At 63.1% G+C, this 16646-nt stretch carries 16 protein-coding genes and 1 pseudogene; 11 read left to right on the plus strand and 6 right to left on the minus strand.

Annotated elements, in window-relative coordinates; genetic code table 11:
* Positions 1-361 (minus strand): annotated as a pseudogene (locus HFK74_RS29920) (hypothetical protein); the annotation flags it as partial.
* Between the two features lie 525 nt (positions 362-886).
* On the opposite strand from HFK74_RS29920, the gene HFK74_RS29925 reads away from it, so the two are divergent.
* On the plus strand, positions 887-1198 hold the full coding sequence (locus HFK74_RS29925; protein ID WP_180206682.1) for a DUF6124 family protein: 312 nt from the start codon (positions 887-889) through the stop codon (positions 1196-1198).
* Between the two features lie 125 nt (positions 1199-1323).
* Here the strand turns inward: HFK74_RS29925 and HFK74_RS29930 are convergent, their stop codons facing one another.
* Positions 1324-2109, minus strand: coding sequence for an enoyl-CoA hydratase (locus HFK74_RS29930; protein ID WP_180206683.1), 786 nt, complete (start codon positions 2107-2109; stop codon positions 1324-1326).
* A gap of 141 nt (positions 2110-2250) precedes the next feature.
* Between HFK74_RS29930 and HFK74_RS29935 the strand changes: the two genes are divergently transcribed.
* The 10 genes from HFK74_RS29935 (at position 2251) to HFK74_RS29980 (ending at position 14087) form a co-directional block, all read left to right on the plus strand.
* Complete coding sequence (locus HFK74_RS29935; RefSeq protein ID WP_180206684.1) at positions 2251-3036, plus strand: SDR family oxidoreductase; 786 nt, start codon at positions 2251-2253, stop codon at positions 3034-3036.
* Positions 3037-3092: 56 nt separating this feature from the next.
* Positions 3093-4061, plus strand: coding sequence for an OB-fold domain-containing protein (locus tag HFK74_RS29940; RefSeq protein WP_180206685.1), 969 nt, complete (start codon positions 3093-3095; stop codon positions 4059-4061).
* A gap of 8 nt (positions 4062-4069) precedes the next feature.
* The gene (locus HFK74_RS29945) at positions 4070-5203 is read left to right on the plus strand and encodes an acyl-CoA dehydrogenase family protein (RefSeq protein ID WP_180206686.1); all 1134 of its coding nucleotides are present in this window, start codon (positions 4070-4072) and stop codon (positions 5201-5203) included.
* Positions 5175-5594 carry a MaoC family dehydratase gene (locus tag HFK74_RS29950; RefSeq protein WP_033043866.1) on the plus strand — a complete coding sequence of 140 codons (420 nt, stop codon included), beginning with the start codon at positions 5175-5177 and terminating at the stop codon, positions 5592-5594. The genes HFK74_RS29945 and HFK74_RS29950 overlap by 29 nt, the downstream gene beginning before the upstream one ends.
* 17 nt (positions 5595-5611) lie before the next feature.
* Positions 5612-6790 carry a lipid-transfer protein gene (locus HFK74_RS29955; protein WP_020801276.1) on the plus strand — a complete coding sequence of 393 codons (1179 nt, stop codon included), beginning with the start codon at positions 5612-5614 and terminating at the stop codon, positions 6788-6790.
* Positions 6791-6800: 10 nt separating this feature from the next.
* Positions 6801-7970 (plus strand): acyl-CoA dehydrogenase family protein, encoded by a 1170-nt coding sequence (locus HFK74_RS29960; protein ID WP_180206687.1) that lies wholly within the window; start codon positions 6801-6803, stop codon positions 7968-7970.
* A gap of 65 nt (positions 7971-8035) precedes the next feature.
* Positions 8036-9241, plus strand: coding sequence for an acyl-CoA dehydrogenase family protein (locus tag HFK74_RS29965; RefSeq protein WP_180206688.1), 1206 nt, complete (start codon positions 8036-8038; stop codon positions 9239-9241).
* Complete coding sequence (locus HFK74_RS29970; RefSeq protein WP_180206689.1) at positions 9238-10380, plus strand: acyl-CoA dehydrogenase family protein; 1143 nt, start codon at positions 9238-9240, stop codon at positions 10378-10380. Before HFK74_RS29965 ends, HFK74_RS29970 begins: the two co-directional genes overlap by 4 nt.
* A 549-nt stretch (positions 10381-10929) precedes the next feature.
* The gene (locus HFK74_RS29975; RefSeq protein ID WP_180206690.1) at positions 10930-12612 is read left to right on the plus strand and encodes a class I adenylate-forming enzyme family protein; all 1683 of its coding nucleotides are present in this window, start codon (positions 10930-10932) and stop codon (positions 12610-12612) included.
* A 92-nt stretch (positions 12613-12704) separates the two neighbouring features.
* Positions 12705-14087 (plus strand): DUF1329 domain-containing protein, encoded by a 1383-nt coding sequence (locus HFK74_RS29980; protein ID WP_180206691.1) that lies wholly within the window; start codon positions 12705-12707, stop codon positions 14085-14087.
* 221 nt (positions 14088-14308) lie between these two features.
* Here the strand turns inward: HFK74_RS29980 and HFK74_RS29985 are convergent, their stop codons facing one another.
* From HFK74_RS29985 to HFK74_RS30000, 4 genes are all read right to left on the minus strand, one after another.
* Positions 14309-14764, minus strand: a complete 456-nt coding sequence (locus HFK74_RS29985) for a nuclear transport factor 2 family protein (RefSeq protein ID WP_180206692.1) — start codon at positions 14762-14764, stop codon at positions 14309-14311.
* A gap of 86 nt (positions 14765-14850) precedes the next feature.
* The gene (locus HFK74_RS29990; protein ID WP_180206693.1) at positions 14851-15642 is read right to left on the minus strand and encodes an SDR family oxidoreductase; all 792 of its coding nucleotides are present in this window, start codon (positions 15640-15642) and stop codon (positions 14851-14853) included.
* 40 nt (positions 15643-15682) lie between these two features.
* A complete protein-coding gene (locus HFK74_RS29995) occupies positions 15683-16150 on the minus strand; it encodes an SRPBCC domain-containing protein (RefSeq protein WP_180206694.1) in 468 nt (155 codons plus the stop codon).
* A 20-nt stretch (positions 16151-16170) separates the two neighbouring features.
* Complete coding sequence (locus HFK74_RS30000) at positions 16171-16626, minus strand: nuclear transport factor 2 family protein (protein ID WP_180206695.1); 456 nt, start codon at positions 16624-16626, stop codon at positions 16171-16173.
* Between the last annotated feature and the right edge of the window lie 20 nt (positions 16627-16646).

Raw genomic sequence — 16646 nt, forward strand, 5'->3', positions numbered from 1 at the left:
TCGGCGAATACGTATCGATGCGGTAAGCCACCACTTCGCCGTCGGCCAGGCAGTGCACGCTGGATTGATCCAGGGAACTGGCGGTGCCGCTGTCGAAATGCACGCCGCCGTGCCACAGGCCATTACGGCCCAAAGGGTAGTAACCGGCGGTGGCATTGGCCAGGTGGGTTAGCTGTTGTAACGGGTCGCGCGCGTCTTTGAACGGGTGGCACCAGTTTTTCAGCGGTGGCAAGCGTTCGGCTGCCGGGGTCGCCGTTGGCTGGGAGGGCTGGGTGGTAGTGGTTGGCCAGACCTGGGGCATGACCCTGGGGGTGCTTGAGTCGTAGTGGCGTCCAAAAATCCAGTCGAGCAGCTTGGCCATGGTGGGTACGCTCCTTGTAACGAAAGGGATCAGGCAGCGAAACTGTCAGCTTCAGAGTCGCTGGCGCACGCACGGGCAAAAGGATTTTTATGAGCAGCCGCGTGCGAGCCTCGCAAGCCTTCACGAAGTCGGGTCGAGGTGGAAATAGGACGTTTCTGATGGGGGCGTAGGACGCTTCTGATCGTCCTAGTCTTCGCAGGAAGGCCATTCCCGAAAGCCACAACACCTTGCGTCGTTGCCTACCGTTACTCCAGAATCCGCCGGCTTGTGCACCCTGGGGTCGCTCGGTAACTTGATCGCCGTCACTGATTTCAGTGATCGGGTTTAGTAGCCCGGCCAAGGTTAAAGCGGTCGCATGAGCATCTATCAGTCAGGTATTCGCCTGCACTTGATGGTAGCTGTGCGCATGGCGTCCTCGGGCGCGCCGGTTTTTGCTTACCCTTGCCGGTCTACTAACTTGCGCACAGCTGCCACCCTTTCGTGTAGTAGCGAGATGGTGCGGCCCAACTAAAAAGGGAAGCACTCATGATCAAGCCAACACCGAACCCGCCGAACGGCGATCCGGCAACTCATTCCGACCCCATCCCCTCAGCCGCCGACATCAACGCCACCCCGCGTAAACCCTGCAGCATGTTCATCGTCAACCCTGAACTCAATATCGAAACCCTCCTGGCCCATGCCTGTGAGTCACTGGCTTCGGCCAATGTCATGGCCCTGGATCTGGCGGATCGTACGCAGGGGACAAGTCGCAATACCCTGCTGGGGATTGCGCAAGTCATCATGCTGGGGGAGTTGGCGGTGAACCGGGCGCTGGATCGGATTGATCCGCGGGAATAGAAGATCAAAGATGGCGGAACGCAAAACCTGTAGGAGCCCGGCTTGCCGGCGAAGGCGTGTTAGAAATCGCCTTCGCCGGCAAGCCTGGCTCCTACGAGGGGATCAACGTTTTCGTTCGGGAGATTTCAATAACCTTCAAACTGCGCCGGCCGCTTGTCGATAAACGCCTGCATCCCTTCCTTCTGATCCCGTGACGCAAACAGCAGCGCATTGGCCTTGCGCTCCAAAGCCAAACCAGCCTCCAGTGGCGCTTCCATGCCAGCCAGGATCACCTCCTTGATCTGCTCGGCAGCCAACGCCGGCATCGCCGCGATCACTCGCGCCAGCTCCAGGGCGTGGGCCTGTACCTGGTCATCGTCCACCAGGTCGCTGACCAGCCCGGCCACCCAGGCTTCTTCGGCGCTGATGGGTTGGCCGGTGAGTGCCATGCGCATCGCCTTGACCTTGCCCACGGCCCGGACCAGCCGTTGCGTGCCGCCGATGCCGGGCATGATGCCGATGCGGATTTCCGGTTGGCAGAAGCGTGCGCTGCGCCCGGCGACGATAAGGTCGGCGTGCATCGCCAGTTCGCAACCACCGCCGTAGGCGTAGCCGCAGACGGCCGCAATCACCGGTTTGGGGCAGTGCTGGATCGGCCCCCAGACCCGTTCGGTGTGGCGCTTGTAGATATCGATGGCGCCGACCCCGGCCATGCTGTTGATGTCGCCGCCGGCAGCGAACACTTTGTCACCGCCGGTCAGGACGATGCAGCGTACCTGGGGATCAATCGCCAACTCACTGAAATGACGCGACAGCAGTGCCTGCAATTCCAGGCTCAAGGCGTTGGTCGCCTGGGGGCGGTTGAGCCGCAGCAGGGCGACGCCAGGCAGGGGGTGTTCGAGCAGAACCGGTGCAGCAGATGAGTCGGACATGGGCATCCTCGAAGACCAGGCAAGGTGTGAATGGCCGCCAGTGTCCTGTCCGCGCGGTTTGATTTTCATCGTCCGTTCAGACGTAGTTTGGCTCGCGCATCGTCCCTAGAGTGATCCTTGTCAGTAGAAAAGGAGCACATGATGGAGCTGCATTCGGGTCTTGATTACAGCGGCAAGGTGGTGCTGGTCACCGGTGGCACCAAGGGCATCGGCGCCGGTATCGCGCTGGGATTTCTGGCTGCGAACGCGCGGGTGATCGTCTGTGCCCGGCGCGAGCCTGAGCAGGTGCCGACATCGGCTGGCAAGCGCGCGACCTTCATCGCCGCCGATGTGCGCGACCACGATTCCCTGCAACGCCTGTTCGCCACCATCGAGCGCGACTTCGGCCGCCTCGACGTGGTGGTCAACAACGCCGGCGGCAGCCCTGCCACCGACGCGGCCACGGCATCGCCGAGGTTTCATGAAAGCATCATCGGCCTGAACCTGATCGCGCCGCTCAACGTCGCCCAGCACGCCAACCGGCTGATGCAGGCCCAGGCGCAGGGCGGTTGCATCGTCTTTATCGGCAGCATCAGTGCACTGCGCTCCTCGCCAGGCACCGCCGCTTACGGCGCGGCCAAGGCCGGGGTGTTGGCGCTGGTGCAATCGCTGGCGGTGGAGTGGGGGCCCAAGGTGCGGGTGGTCACGGTCAGCCCGGGCCTGGTGCTGACCGAGCAGGCGCACCTGCACTACGGCTCCGAGGCCGGCATCGCCGCCGTCGCTGCCGGTATTCCGGCCGCACGCATGGCGGTGGCCGAAGACATCGCCAACGCCTGCCTCTACATCGCATCGCCGCTGGCCAGTTACGCCAGCGGTTGCAACCTGTTGCTGCATGGCGGTGGTGAACGCCCGGCATTTCTCGGTGCCGCGCAGGTGCTGCCCACCTGATCGACCTATTGCGGCGACCGGGTTCGGTGGCCGCCTTCAATGTGAAGGAGACGACTTTGGCTGATCCACAATTGCTATCCAATGTGCGCGCCCTGGTGGGGCGCCAGTACGGCCGCGTGTACGCCTGGGACGAGGTCAACGCCCCGATGATTCGCCAGTGGTGCGAAGTCATGGGCGTGGACAACCCGCTGTACACCGACGCGGGTTTCGCCTTGGGCACTGTACATGAAGGCCTGATCGCCCCGCCTGCGATGCTGCAGGTGTGGACCATGGAGGGCCTGCACGCCAACAACTATCCGCCTGGCTCCACCGACGAGAACCCTTACGAGGTGCTCAAGGAAATGGAAGCCTACGGCTACGCCTCCACCGTGGCGGTGAACTCCGAGCTGAGCTTCACCCGGCCGGTACGCCTGGGGGAAAAGCTCTACTACACCACGCGCCTGGATTCGGTCGGCGATGAGAAAACCACGGCCCTGGGCACCGGTTTCTTCGTCACCCTGGTCATGAGCCATTTCGTCGAAAAGGCCGGCGGCGACGAGCCGGTGGGCGAGTTGCTGTTCCGCGTGTTCAAGTTCCGCCCGGCCAATGCCCAGGCGCCGGCCAAAGTTGAATCGGCACCGGCCAAACCCAAGCGTCCGTTGCCGGGCATCAGCGATGACACCCGGTTCTTCTGGGAAGGCTGCGACAAGGGCCAGTTGCTGATCCAGCGCTGCACGGCGTGCAAGACCCTGCGTCATCCACCGGCCCCGGTGTGTATCGAGTGCCACAGCTTCGAGTGGGACACCTTGGAAGCCAGCGGTCGCGCCACATTGTATTCGTTCGTGGTGATGCACTACCCCGAAGTGCCGCCATTCGATTACCCCAACCCCATCGGCCTGATCGAGCTTGCGGAGGGCGTGCGCCTGATCGCCGGCCTGGTCGGTGTCGAGCGCGATCAACTGCAGATCGGCCAGCATTTGCAGGTCGAGTTCCAGACCTTCGATGACCAGTTGACCCTGCCGATGTTTCGGCCGGTAGAGGCATAGGAGCCCCCATGGATTTCGAATTGAGCGAAGACCAGCGCGCCATTGCGCAGATGGCCGACGGCCTGTTTGTCGACCATTGCCATGACGACTACATGCGCCAGTGGGATACCAGCGGCGAGCCGATGATGGCGCCGTTGTGGGCGTTGTGCATCGAGACCGGGCTGCATGCCCTGGCCATTCCCGAAGAGCACGGTGGCAGCGGCCTGGGCATGACCGAACTGATGCTGGTGCTGCAAGCCCAGGGCAAGGCCCTGGCCCAGGTGCCGTTGTGGCGCCATCAACTGGCGGCCGCGGCCCTGGCCCGTTTCGATGCCGGCAACAGTGCACAGTGGCTCGCGAAGGCGGCCAGCGGCGAAGTGCTGTTGAGTCTGTCCGTCGATGCCTTGAGCAGTGCCTTGGGGATCGAGCTGCAAGCACGTTCCTGTGCCGAGGGCTGGTCGATCGACGGCCGGGTCGCGGCCCTGGCGTTGGGCGAGCAGGCCCAGGCCGCGTTGGTGTTGGTAGAAGCCGAGGGCCAGGCGCGCCTGTTGCTGTTGGACCTGTCGGCACCCGAAGTACAACGGGTATCGGCGGTGTTGACCCACGGCGAAGCGGTGGCCGACCTGCACATCCAGGGTTTGACCGTGAACGCCGCGGCGCTGTTGCCGGCCGAGGCGGTCGCCTGGCTGGAGCTGCGCAGCGTGGCGGCACTGGCGGCGCTGCAACTGGGGGTCAGCGAAGAGCAGGTCCGTCGCACCGTGGCCTATGTCAGCGAGCGCCGGCAGTTCGAGCGCGTCATCGGCAGCTTCCAGGCGGTGCAGATGAGCATGGCCGATAACCATATCGCCGTCGAAGCCTTGCGCACCGCGCTGTGGCAATTGATCTACCGCATCGATGCCGGCTTGCCGGCGCCTTCCGAAGCCCTGGCCACCGCCTGGCTGGCCTGTGAAGCGGGGCACCGCATCGGCCATGTCGCACAGCACGTGCATGGCGGCATCGGCGTCGACCTGACGTACCCGATCCACCGTTTTCTCTACTGGAGTCGCGGCCTGTCCCTTGCCTTGGGTGGCTCGGCGGCAAACCTGGAACGCCTGGGCGACTGGCTCAACGATAACGACAAGCTGGGATGGAAATATGACCTCGAAGAACACCAAGCGCTTTGAAGACGTGCGCCCCGGCGAAGTACTGCCGGAGCTCGCCGTGCCGATCACCGTGACCCTGATCAACGGCGGGGCGATTGCCACCCGTGATTACTTCCCCGGTCACCACGACGCCGAGGCGGCCCGCGCCCTGGGTTCGCCCCACGTGTTCATGAATATCCTCACCACCAACGGGCTGGTGCAGCGTTTCATCGAACAGTGGGCCGGTCCGCTGGCGCAATTCACCGCGCTGAAAATCAAGCTTGGCGCGCCGAATTATCCCGGCGACTGCATGACCTTCAGCGGCAGCGTCAGCGCACTCGATGCCGACACCCGCGCGGTGGAAATCACCTTGAGCGGCAAAAATTCCATGGGCAACCACGTGACCGGCACGGTCGCGCTGGTCCTGCCCTGACAGCCGGAGAGACACAGATGACTGATTCATCGATTTCCGGGCGCGCCGCGATCGTTGGCCTCGGCGCGACCGAATTTTCCAAGAACTCCGGACGCACCGAATTGCGCCTGGCCCTGGAGGCCACCTTGAGCGCGCTCAAGGATGCCGGCATCGACCCAAGCGAAGTAGAGGGCTTCAGCTCCTACTCGGTGGACAAGGTCCCGGAGTACGAAATCGCCCGCCTGCTGGGGTGCAAGGACGTCAAGTTCTTCTCCCAGGTGCCCCATGGCGGCGGCGCGGCCTGTGGGCCGGTGATGCACGCGGCGATGGCGGTGGCCACCGGCGTGGCGAAAGTGGTGGTGGTGTACCGGGCCATGAACGAGCGTTCCTGGTATCGCTTCGGTACCGGTGCCTACGGTTTCGCTTCGACGCCAACCTTCGACAACGTCAACTACGGCTGGTACATGCCCCACGGCTTCCATACGCCGGCCGCCTGGGTCGGGATGTTCGCCCAGCGCTACATGCACACCTATGGCGCCACCTCCGAAGATTTCGGCCGTGTCGCGGTGGCGGCGCGGGATTTCGCCGCCACCAACCCCCAGGCGTTTTTCCACGGCAAGCCGATCACCCTGGAAGAACACCAGGCCTCGCGCTGGATCTGCGAACCGCTGCACCTGCTCGACTGCTGCCAGGAATCCGATGGCGCCGTGGCGATGATCATCACCTCGGCCGAGCGCGCCCGTGACCTGCGACAGAAGCCGGTGACCATCAAGGCCGGCTCCCAGGGCATCAGCCACGGCCAGCAGAGCATGACCTCGTTCTACCGCGACGACATCACCGGGCTACCGGAAATGGGCGTGGTCGCCCGCGAACTGTATCGCCAGTCGGGCCTGGGCCCGGACGCGTTCCAGACCGCGGTGATCTACGACCACTTCACCCCGTTCGTGTTGCCGCAGCTGGAAGAATTCGGCTTCGTCAAACGCGGCGAAGCCAAGGAATTCATCCGCGCCGGGCACCACGCCCGTGGCGGCAAACTGCCGATCAACACCCACGGCGGACAACTGGGCGAAGCCTATATCCACGGCATGAACGGCATCGCCGAAGCGGTGCGCCAGGTGCGTGGCACGGCAGTCAACCAGGTGGCGGATGTGCAGAACGTGCTGGTCACCGCCGGCACCGGCGTACCCACCAGCGGCCTGATACTCGGCACAGCCTAAGGAGCAGCAGATGTTCGTCGACCTCACTCCCGAACAACATGCCCTGCGCCACAAGGTGCGGGACTATTTCCAGGCCCTGATGACCCCGGACATGCGCGCGCAGTTGCGCGGCAAGGAAGGCGGCGAGCTGTTTCGCCAGACCATCCGCCAGATGGGCCGCGACGGCTGGCTCGCGGTTGGCTGGCCCAAGGCCCATGGCGGCCAGGGCTATGCCGCCACCGAACAGTTGATCTTCTTCGAAGAAGCCAACATCGCCGGGGCGCCATTGCCGTTCGTGACCATCAGCACCGTCGGCCCGGCCTTGATGGCCCATGGCAGCGAGCTGCAGAAAGAGCGCTTTCTGCCAGGGATCGCCGCGGGCGAAATCATGTTCGCCATCGGTTATTCCGAACCCGACGCCGGCAGCGACCTGGCCGTGCTGAAAACCAGTGCGCGCCAGGACGACCAGGGCTTCGTGGTCAATGGCAACAAGCTGTGGACCTCGGGTGCCGAATCGGCCGACTTCGTCTGGCTGGCGGCCCGTACCGATGCGACCCAGGCGCGGCACAAAGGCATTTCGCTGCTGATCGTCGATACCACGACGCCGGGCTTCTCCCACACCCTGATTCGCACCGTCGGCACCCCGACGGCGGCCACTTACTACGACAACGTGCGGGTGCCCAACGAGATGCTGGTGGGTGAGTTGCACGGTGGCTGGAAACTCATCACCTCGCAGTTGAACCACGAGCGTCTCGGCCTGGGCACCTGGTCGGACAAGGTGGTGGCGCTGTTCCGCCGGGTTTACCTGTGGGCGCGGGCCCGCGATGAACAGGGCCGTCGGGCGATGGATAAAGCCTGGGTGCGCAGCTCGCTGGCCGAGTGTTATGCGCGCCTGGAAGCGATGCGCCTGATCAATATGCGCATTGCCGCCGATCTCGAACTCGAACGCATGAGCGTCGCGCTGAGTTCGACCACCAAGGTGTTCGGCTCGGAGTCGGCCATCGAGATCCTGCGCAAGCTGGCGGCGATCGTCGGCGCCAATGGTTCGATGCGCAGCGGTTCGGCGGCGACGCTGCTGGAGGGTGACCTGGAGTATGAATTGCGCTCCGCAACGACCCTGACCTTCGGCGGCGGCACCAATGAAATCCAGCGCGAGCTGATCGCCCAGTTTGGCCTCGGCATGCCGCGCACCCAGCGCTGACGCTCGTCCATCAACAACAAAAACCGTACTCGCCCCGGACCCGGGGCGGGTCGAAGGGGACTTTCATGAGCACGATCGAACAATTTCGGCAGGACACCCGTGCCTGGCTGGAGGCCAACTGCCCGCTGTCGATGCGCACGGGCATGGCCGAAGGCGATGTGGTGTGGGGCAGCCAGAACCCGCAGTTTCCCTGTGAAGACGCGCGCCTGTGGTTCGAGCGCATGCGTGACAAGCGCTGGTTCTGCCCCGAGTGGCCCGAAGAATATGGCGGCGCAGGCCTGAGTGACGAGCAACTGGCGGTGCTGGAAAGCGAGATGCGCCGCATCAAGTGCCGGCCGCCGCAGATCAACCTCGGTATCTGGATGCTCGGGCCGGTGCTGCTGGCCTACGGCAGCGAGCAACAGAAACGCGACCTGCTGCCGCCGATTGCCCGCGGCGAAGTGCGCTGGTGCCAGGGCTTCTCCGAGCCGAACGCCGGCTCTGACCTGGCCAGCCTGAAAATGGCCGCCCGCGATGCCGGCGATCACTTCGTGGTGGACGGCAGCAAGATCTGGACCTCCTACGGCGACAAATCCGACTGGATGTATGCCCTGGTGCGCACCGACTTCAACGCGCCGAAACACGAAGGCATCAGCCTGATCGTGCTGGACATGCGCAGCCCCGGGGTCAATCCGCAACCGATCGACTTGATCAGCGGCAAATCGGCGTTCTGCCAGGTGTTCTTCGATGGCGTCAAGGTGCCCAAGAGCCAGTTGATCGGGCCGCTCAATGGCGGCTGGAACCTGGCCAAGTACCTGTTGCAGCACGAGCGCAAGGCGATGTCGAAATTCGGCGAGTTCAGCCTGCCGTCGCACTTCGACCTGCTGGCGCTGATGCGCGAATACGTGCCGGCGCCACAGACCCAAGGCGAACATGCCTTGCAGGCGCGGGCCACGGCCTGCGCGATGAACGAGCATGCCTACAACCTGACCGTGCAACGCATGGGTGAAGAGGCGCGGGCCGGCGATGACATCGGCGGCCTGATGTCGATCATGAAGCTTACGCACACCGAACAGGAGCGCGACAAGTTCGAAGTGCTGCTCGATGCCATGGCCGGGCATGCCTTTGGTTGGGACAGCACGGCATTCAGCGAGCAGCAACTGGCGGTCACCCGTTCCTGGTTGAACAGTTATGCACTGACCATTTCCGGCGGGTCCTCGGAGGTCCAACTCAACGTCATCGCCAAGCGCGTGCTGGGCTTGCCCGACGCTAAAAAAGGAGTCACCCCATGAGCCTGCGTTACAACGATGACCAGCGTTTGCTGGCCGACAGCGCCCGGGATTTTCTCAGCGCCCGCAGTCCGGTAAGTGCCCAGCGTCGCCTGCGTGACGAGGCGGTGGCCCTGGGTTTCGAGCCGCAACTGTGGCAGGACGCGGTGGCGTTGGGCTGGAGCGCGATTGCTTTTCCCGAAGAGTTCGGTGGCCTGGATTTCGGTTGCAAGGGCCTTGGGCCGATTTTCGAATCCATGGGCCGCAACCTGTCTGCCACGCCGCTGTTGTCCAGCGTGGTGCTGGGCGGTTCGCTGGTGCAACTGGCGGGCAATTCGGCGCAGAAGGCGCAGTGGTTGCCAGCGCTGATCGGTGGCGAGCAGCGCCTGGCCCTGGCCGTGGACGAACGCTCGCGCCACGACCCCAGTCGCGTTGCCCTCGAGGCCAAGGCCGAGGGGCAGGGCTATCGCTTGCACGGCGACAAGTTCTGGGTGGTCGACGGCCTGGGCGCCGATGCCTATGTGGTCGCGGCGCGCACCTGCGGGCAGCCGGGCGACACCCAAGGCATCAGCCTGTTCCTGGTGCCGGCCGATACCCTGGGGTTGACCGTCAGTGCCTTGCCGCAGATCGACTCGCGCAACAGCGCACGTTTGCAACTGGATCAAGTGCTGTTGGGCAGTGAAGCGTTGCTGGGCAACCTGGGCGAGGGCTGGGCCGTGCTGGAAACCGCGCTGGACCGTGGCCGCGCCTGCCTGGCGGCGGAGTTGCTGGGGATGGCCGAGCAACTGTTCGAAACCACTCTGGAGTACCTCAAGACCCGCGTGCAGTTCGACACGCAGATTGGCACCTTCCAGGTCCTGCAACATCGCGCCGCGCAGATGTACATCGACCTGGCGCTGAGCCGCAGCACCCTGATGGCCGCGCTGGCGACCCTGGATGACGCCAGCCTGGATGCCAGCGCACGCACTCGACTGGTCAGCCTGGCGAAATGGAAAGCCGGCGAAACCGCGATCAAGGTCGCCAACGAAGCGGTGCAGATGCACGGCGGCATCGGCGTCACCGACGAGCTGGATGTCGGGTTGTATCTCAAGCGTGTGCGCGTAGCGCAGAGCTGCCTGGGTGACCGGGATTTCCATTGCGAACGCTATTCGGCCAACGCGTAACCCCACTGTAGGAGCGGGCTTGCCCGCGAAGGCGGAGTGTCAGGCCATGAAAATGTCGAATGTGCCGGCCTCTTCGCGGGCAAGCCCGCTCCTACAAGGATCGCTGGTGTACCCAACACTGAGTACGACTTACCACCCTGTAGGAGCGGGTGTACCCGAGACCTGCATACACAACACCCACTGTAGGAGCGGGCTTGCCCGCGAAGGCGGAGTGTCAGGCCATGAAGATGTCGAATGTGCCGGCCTCTTCGCGGGCAAGCCCGCTCCTACAAGGATCGCTGGTGTACCCAACACTGAGTACGACTTACCACCCTGTAGGAGCGGGCCTGCCCGCGAAGGCGGAGTGTCAGGCCATGAAGATGTCGAATGTGCCGGCCTCTTCGCGGGCAAGCCCGCTCCTACAAGGGATTGCCGGTGTACCCGAAACCTGCATACGACATACCCCCTGTGGGAGCGGGCTTGCCCGCGATAGCGGAGTGTCAGGTCATGAAGATGCTGAATGTGCTGACCGCTCCCAAAGGAATTTCGCCCGTTCTGGAGAAAACAAAAATGAGCATTGAACGCTGGCAAACCGCGTGGCGCCAACTGATCGCCCCCGGCTCGCCCTTTGAAGTGGTGACGCCGGATGACGGCGCGCCACGCTACTTCCGTCACGCCCCCGACAACCTGTTGCAGGTCATCGACGCCGGTCGTGTCCACGGCGATCGTGAGTTCCTGGTCTGGCAATCGCAACGCCTGACCTTCAACCAGTTTTTCGATCAGGTCGACCACCTGGCCGGGCAGATGATTGCCCGTTTTGGCGTGCAACCGGGCGAGCGGGTGGCGATTGCCATGCGCAACCAGCCGGCGTGGCTGGTGGCCTTCGCCGCTATTCAACGGTGTGGCGCGGTGTGCGTGCCGCTTAACAGTTGGGGCCTGCGCGATGAGTTGCAGTACGCGTTGCAGGACAGCGGTTCGCGCCTGCTGCTGTGCGACGAAGCGCGCCTCAATACCCTGCGCGAAGATCTGGGCCGTGAGCAGTCGGCCACGATCGTCGTCGGCGCCCAGGAAGGGGCGTTGCCCGAGTACTGCCTGCGTTTCGAAGACTTGATCAGCGCCCCGGCATTGCCGTTGCCGGCGCTAAACATCGATCCAGAGTCTGCAGCGCTGATCCTCTACACCTCCGGCACCACCAGTCGCGCCAAGGGCGCGGTGTCCAGTCACCGGGCGATCTGCCAGGCACTGACTGCGCTGGATTTCCAGGGCGCGTTTTGCGCCATGAGTTCGCCAGAGCGTATCGGCGTGGTGATCAACAGCGGCTTTGCGCCAACCACGCTGGCGGCTGTTCCGCTGTTCCATGTCAGCGGCTTGCATGCGCAATTCTTGTCGGCATTGCGCGGCGGCCGCCGCTTGATGCTGATGTACAAGTGGGATGTCGAAGGTGCCATCGACCTGATTCGTGACGAGCGCTGCACCCAGTTCAACGGCGCCCCGATGATGATGCAGCAATTGCTCGCCTCGCCGCGCTTTGGCACTGAGCAAACCGCCAGCCTGTTCGGTCTGGGCCTGGGCGGCGGTGCCTCGTCCGCCAACGTGCTCGACGACATGCTCAGGATCAAGCCCGACGTCATCGGCGGTGCCGGCTATGGCCTGACCGAAAGCAACGGCATCGGCGCAGCGATTGGTGGCGATCAGTTTGTCTACAAGCCGGCGACTGCGGGTTGGGCGTTGCCAATCGTCGATATCCGCATCGGTGACAGCCCCGACCAGCCGCAGTCGGCAGGCACTCGCGGGGTGATCTGGCTGCGTTCGCCGACCTTGATGAGCGCCTACTGGAACCTGCCCGAGGCCACTGCGCAGAGCCTGCGCGACGGTTGGCTCGACACCGGCGATATCGGCTGCCTCGACGAGGAAGGCTTCCTCAGCATTACCGGCCGGGTCAAGGAATTGATCAACCGCGGTGGCGAAAAGATCTCCGCCGCTGAAGTTGAAACCTGCGTCCTCGATATGCCCGGTGTCCTGGAAGCGGCGGCATTCGCCATCGCCGACCCGCTGCTGGGTGAGACGGTAGGGCTGGCTGTGCACGGCCAGGCATCGACGCTGCCCCAGGCGACGCAGATCTGCGCCTTCATCGCCGAGCGCCTGGCCGCCTACAAAGTGCCGACACAGGTCTATCGGGTCCTCGAACCCTTGCCCCGCAATGCCACCGGCAAGGTGCTCAAGGCACAACTGCAGGAAAAGTTGGACGCATAACGCGTCCTTAGTCTTTCCGGACGATGTTGGGGCCGGCAGAACACGAACAATGGGTACACACCACAAAGCCTTATCAGCGAAGGAGGCAACACATGAAAATAACAAGAACAGGTCTCATGCTCGCGGTCGCAGTCACAGCCAATAGCGGGCTGATGGGTTACGCGCACGCTGAGGTGTCACCTCAGGAAGCAGCCAAACTGGGCAAGGAGCTGACCTGTGTCGGCGCCGAGCAAGCGGGCAACGCCGAGGGCACCATTCCACCCTACACCGGCAAGTACCTGGGTGAAGTGCCAGGCTGGAACCATGTGAAGTACTCCGGCGACCAGCCGGTAGATCCCTATGCCGCGGAGAAGCCGATCCTGGTGATCACCGCGCAGAACATGAGCCAGTACGAGTCGCACCTGACCGAAGGGCAGAAGACCCTGCTCAAGAAGTACCCGACCACCTACAAGATGAACATCTACCCCGGCCACCGGGATTTCCGCTACCCCGATTACGTGTGCCGCCGCGCGATGGACAACGCATTGCACGCCAAGCTGGTCAACAACGGCGACGGTTTCACCGGGATTGGCCAGGTACCGTTCCCGATTCCTAAAAGCGGCGTGGAAGTGTTGTGGAACCACCAACTGCCAGCCCGTGCCTACACGGAGGAAAAAACCTCCGACCTGGCCTCGGTCCTGCCCAACGGCAACATTGGCTGGGGGCGTGCCTACGCGCGCAACCTGTCGTTGGCCAACTCACCCACCGTCGACTCCCGCACGGAAGACAAGCTCTCGGCCCTGAGTAACAACATGACCCTGAAGCCGGCCCGGGACAACGGTAACCTCAGTATTGCCCATGAACCCTACAACTATGGCACCGATGCGCGTCAGGCCTGGTCCTACAGCCCATCGACCCGACGCGTACGGCAATTGCCGGGTTACGGTTACGATCAGCCGATGATCGGCACCAACGGCACCATGACCGTCGACGAAGACCGCTTGTTCAACGGCTCACCCGAGCGCTTCTCCTGGAAGCTGATCGGCAAGCGCGAGATCTACACCCCCGCCAACGCGTTCAAGCCTAATACCGCAGCGGTCAAGTACGCCGACATCCTCACACCCAACCATCCCAACCCGGACTTCATGCGTTATGAGCTGCGTCGCGTGTGGGTGGTGGAAGCCGACTTGAAGGAAGGCTTTCGCCATGTCTATGGCAAGCGAGTGCTGTTCATCGACGAAGACACCTGGAACGCGGTCATGGCCGACAACTACGATGCCCGTGGGCAGTTGTGGAAACACGCCATGATCAACTATTACTACCACCCTGACATGAGCGGCTGGCAGGCCGGTTCGCAGTTCTTCATGGACCTGAACTCCGGCCAGTACACCGGCTACGGCATGACCAACGAATCGAAGAAGGGCCCGATCCTCAACGAAGGCAAGTTCACCCCGGACCAGTACACCGCGGATGCGGCGCGGGCGATCGGGCGCTAAGCCCAGGGTCGTTGCAATGACAAAAGCCCTGTCGCATTGCGATAGGGCTTTTTTTTTACACGCTGCTTGATCGTTCCCATGCTCTGCGTGGGAATGCATCCTGTGACGCTCCGCGTCACCATTGCGCAGGGCTCAAGTCAGGCGTCGACGGCGGAACGCGGAGCGTCCCTGGCGGCGTTCCCACGCAGAGCGTGGGAACGATCATCAGGGGGAGAGGAATATCAGTTGATCGGTTGAGAGGTGATCTCCCATTGGGGATCCAGCGGGCCGATCATCTCCAGCAGTCGCTTGTAACCGGTACGCAGGATGCGCCACTCGCCTTGCACCTTGACGTAACTATCCTCGTAGATCGCGCTGCCGTTAAGCAAGGTCTGCTCATCGAGGTTGATGAACACGTCGTTGAGGTACCACAGGCCAGTGGCCTCATCACCGTTGACCGCAATCTCCGGGGTGTGGCCGTTGTGCATGCCGAAACGGCGGTTGGTAAAGCTGGTGCGGTAGAACTCGATGGCCTCTTCTATCCCGTTGAGTTCGAACTGGTAAGTCGGGCTGTCGAATCGGACCTTCACGTCGGGCGAGAGGATGCTGCGCAGCAGTTCGAGGTTGCAGGTATCGACACCACGAAAGTAGCGGGCCTTGAGCTGTTTGATCTGCTCGATGGCAACGAGATCCAGCATGCGAATAATCTCCAGGGGGAGGGCGATGGCCACACGGCAATCGTGTGGCCGCCGGAAAGAGGCGACGTACTCGCCGCCTTGACGTGTCAGCAGGGCAGGAAGTGGCCGCCGTTGACGTCCAGTTGCGCGCCGGTAATGACCTTGGCGTAGTCGCTCGCCAGGTACAGGGCGGCCATGGCACAGTCACTGTCTTCGGGAATCTTGCGCAGCGGGATCTGTTGGGCGATCTGCTCGACCAGCGACTCCATCGGCACGCCCAGGCGCTTGGCTTCGCTCTCGAAATAGCCGATCACCGGTGCGCCCCACATCCAGCCCATGAAGGTGGAGTTGACGCGGATGCCGAACGGGCCGAGATCCTGGGCCAGGTACTGCACGGCGGTTTTCAACGCGCCCTTGGACACGGCATAGCCGGATTCCAGCTGGTTGGGGGTGCGGGTGGCCATGGTGTTGATCATGACGATGCTGCCCGATTTCTGCTTCTTCATCTGCGGCAGCACGGCCTGGGTCATGTGCATGGTGCCGAACAGGTTGACGTCCATCGCGCTGCGCCAGTCTTCCATGGCCGACCCTGAGGAAGTGCCCCAGGCGCCATGGGCGTAGGCGGAGTTGATCAACACGTCGATCCGGCCGAAGTGCTCGGTCGTCAGGTCGGCGAGCGTCTGGCACTGTTCGGGTTGGGTAATGTCGGTGGGGACTTTCAGGATCGGCGTGCTGTAGCCAGCGTCGCGCACCGCTTGTTCGGCCTGGTCGAGCTTGGCCGGCGTACGCGCGGCCAACACCACGGCCTTGGCCTGGTACTCCGCGGCACGCACGGCCAGCTTGATGCCCAGGCCAGGGCCGATACCGGAAATGATGACAACTTTATCTTTGAGCAACATGGCAATTACCTTCTTATTGTTTTGGTCGGGGAGGGGGCGTTCAGGTGCGATTGGCGTGCAGTGCTTCGGCGCGGCGTTTAAGGTCCAGGGCCATCTGGTCGAAGCCGATTTTTACCCAGGCACCGTGCTCGCGCATGATGGTGTCCTGGTTCAGGCCCAGGAAAATGTCAGTGGTGAAATAGCTGCAGCGGTTGGCATCGATGGCCTTGATGTACTGGTCGCGGCGGGCGGCATCCATGTTCTCCGGGACGGGGCGCTGCTCCCACGACAACAGCTGCTCGGGGTCGCAGGCCACGAGGTATTCGAACACCGGGACGGTCTCGCCGGTATCGGGGGTCAGTACCTGCATGTGCACCTCGTCGCCGATCTGCAGGCCGCACCGAATGCTCGGACAGAAGCTGTTCCACTGGTGGTAGTTGTCCAGGTCAATGAGCACCTCCCAGACCACTCGGGCGGGGGCGTTAATCTCCACCGTGTGGGAGGTCACTATGTTTTCGGCTCTGGCCATGACGGTCTCCTGTCGTGCGTTCAGTTGATGGGGCGGGAGGTGATCTGCAGTTGTTCGCTCAAGGGCTGGATCGTCTCCAGCAGGGTCTCGTAGCCCGTCTGGGCGATCATCCAGCGCCCGTCGCGCTTGATGTAGCGATCCTGGTAGATCGCACTGCCATGCATGTGGGTGTTGTCCTCGAGGTTGATGAACACGTAGCTCAGGTACCAGAGGGCCGTGGCCTGGTCGCCATCGACTTCGATTTCCGGGGTGTGACCGTTGTGGGTGGCCAGGCGGGTCTTGGTGAACGAGGTGCGGTAGAAGTCCAGCGCATCGCCCAGGCCGTTGACGTGGAACTCGTAGGCGGGGCTCTTGAACGACAGGGCGACGTCTTCGGTGAGCATGCCCTGCAGCATCTCGATATTGCAGGTGTCGATGGCGCGGAAGTAGCGCGCCTTGAGCTGTTTGATCAGCTCGATTGCTTCTAGATCCAACATGGAAAGCCTCCTTGTGGGCT

The sequence above is a fragment of the Pseudomonas sp. SbOxS1 genome, from assembly GCF_013416725.1.
Lineage (GTDB): Bacteria > Pseudomonadota > Gammaproteobacteria > Pseudomonadales > Pseudomonadaceae > Aquipseudomonas.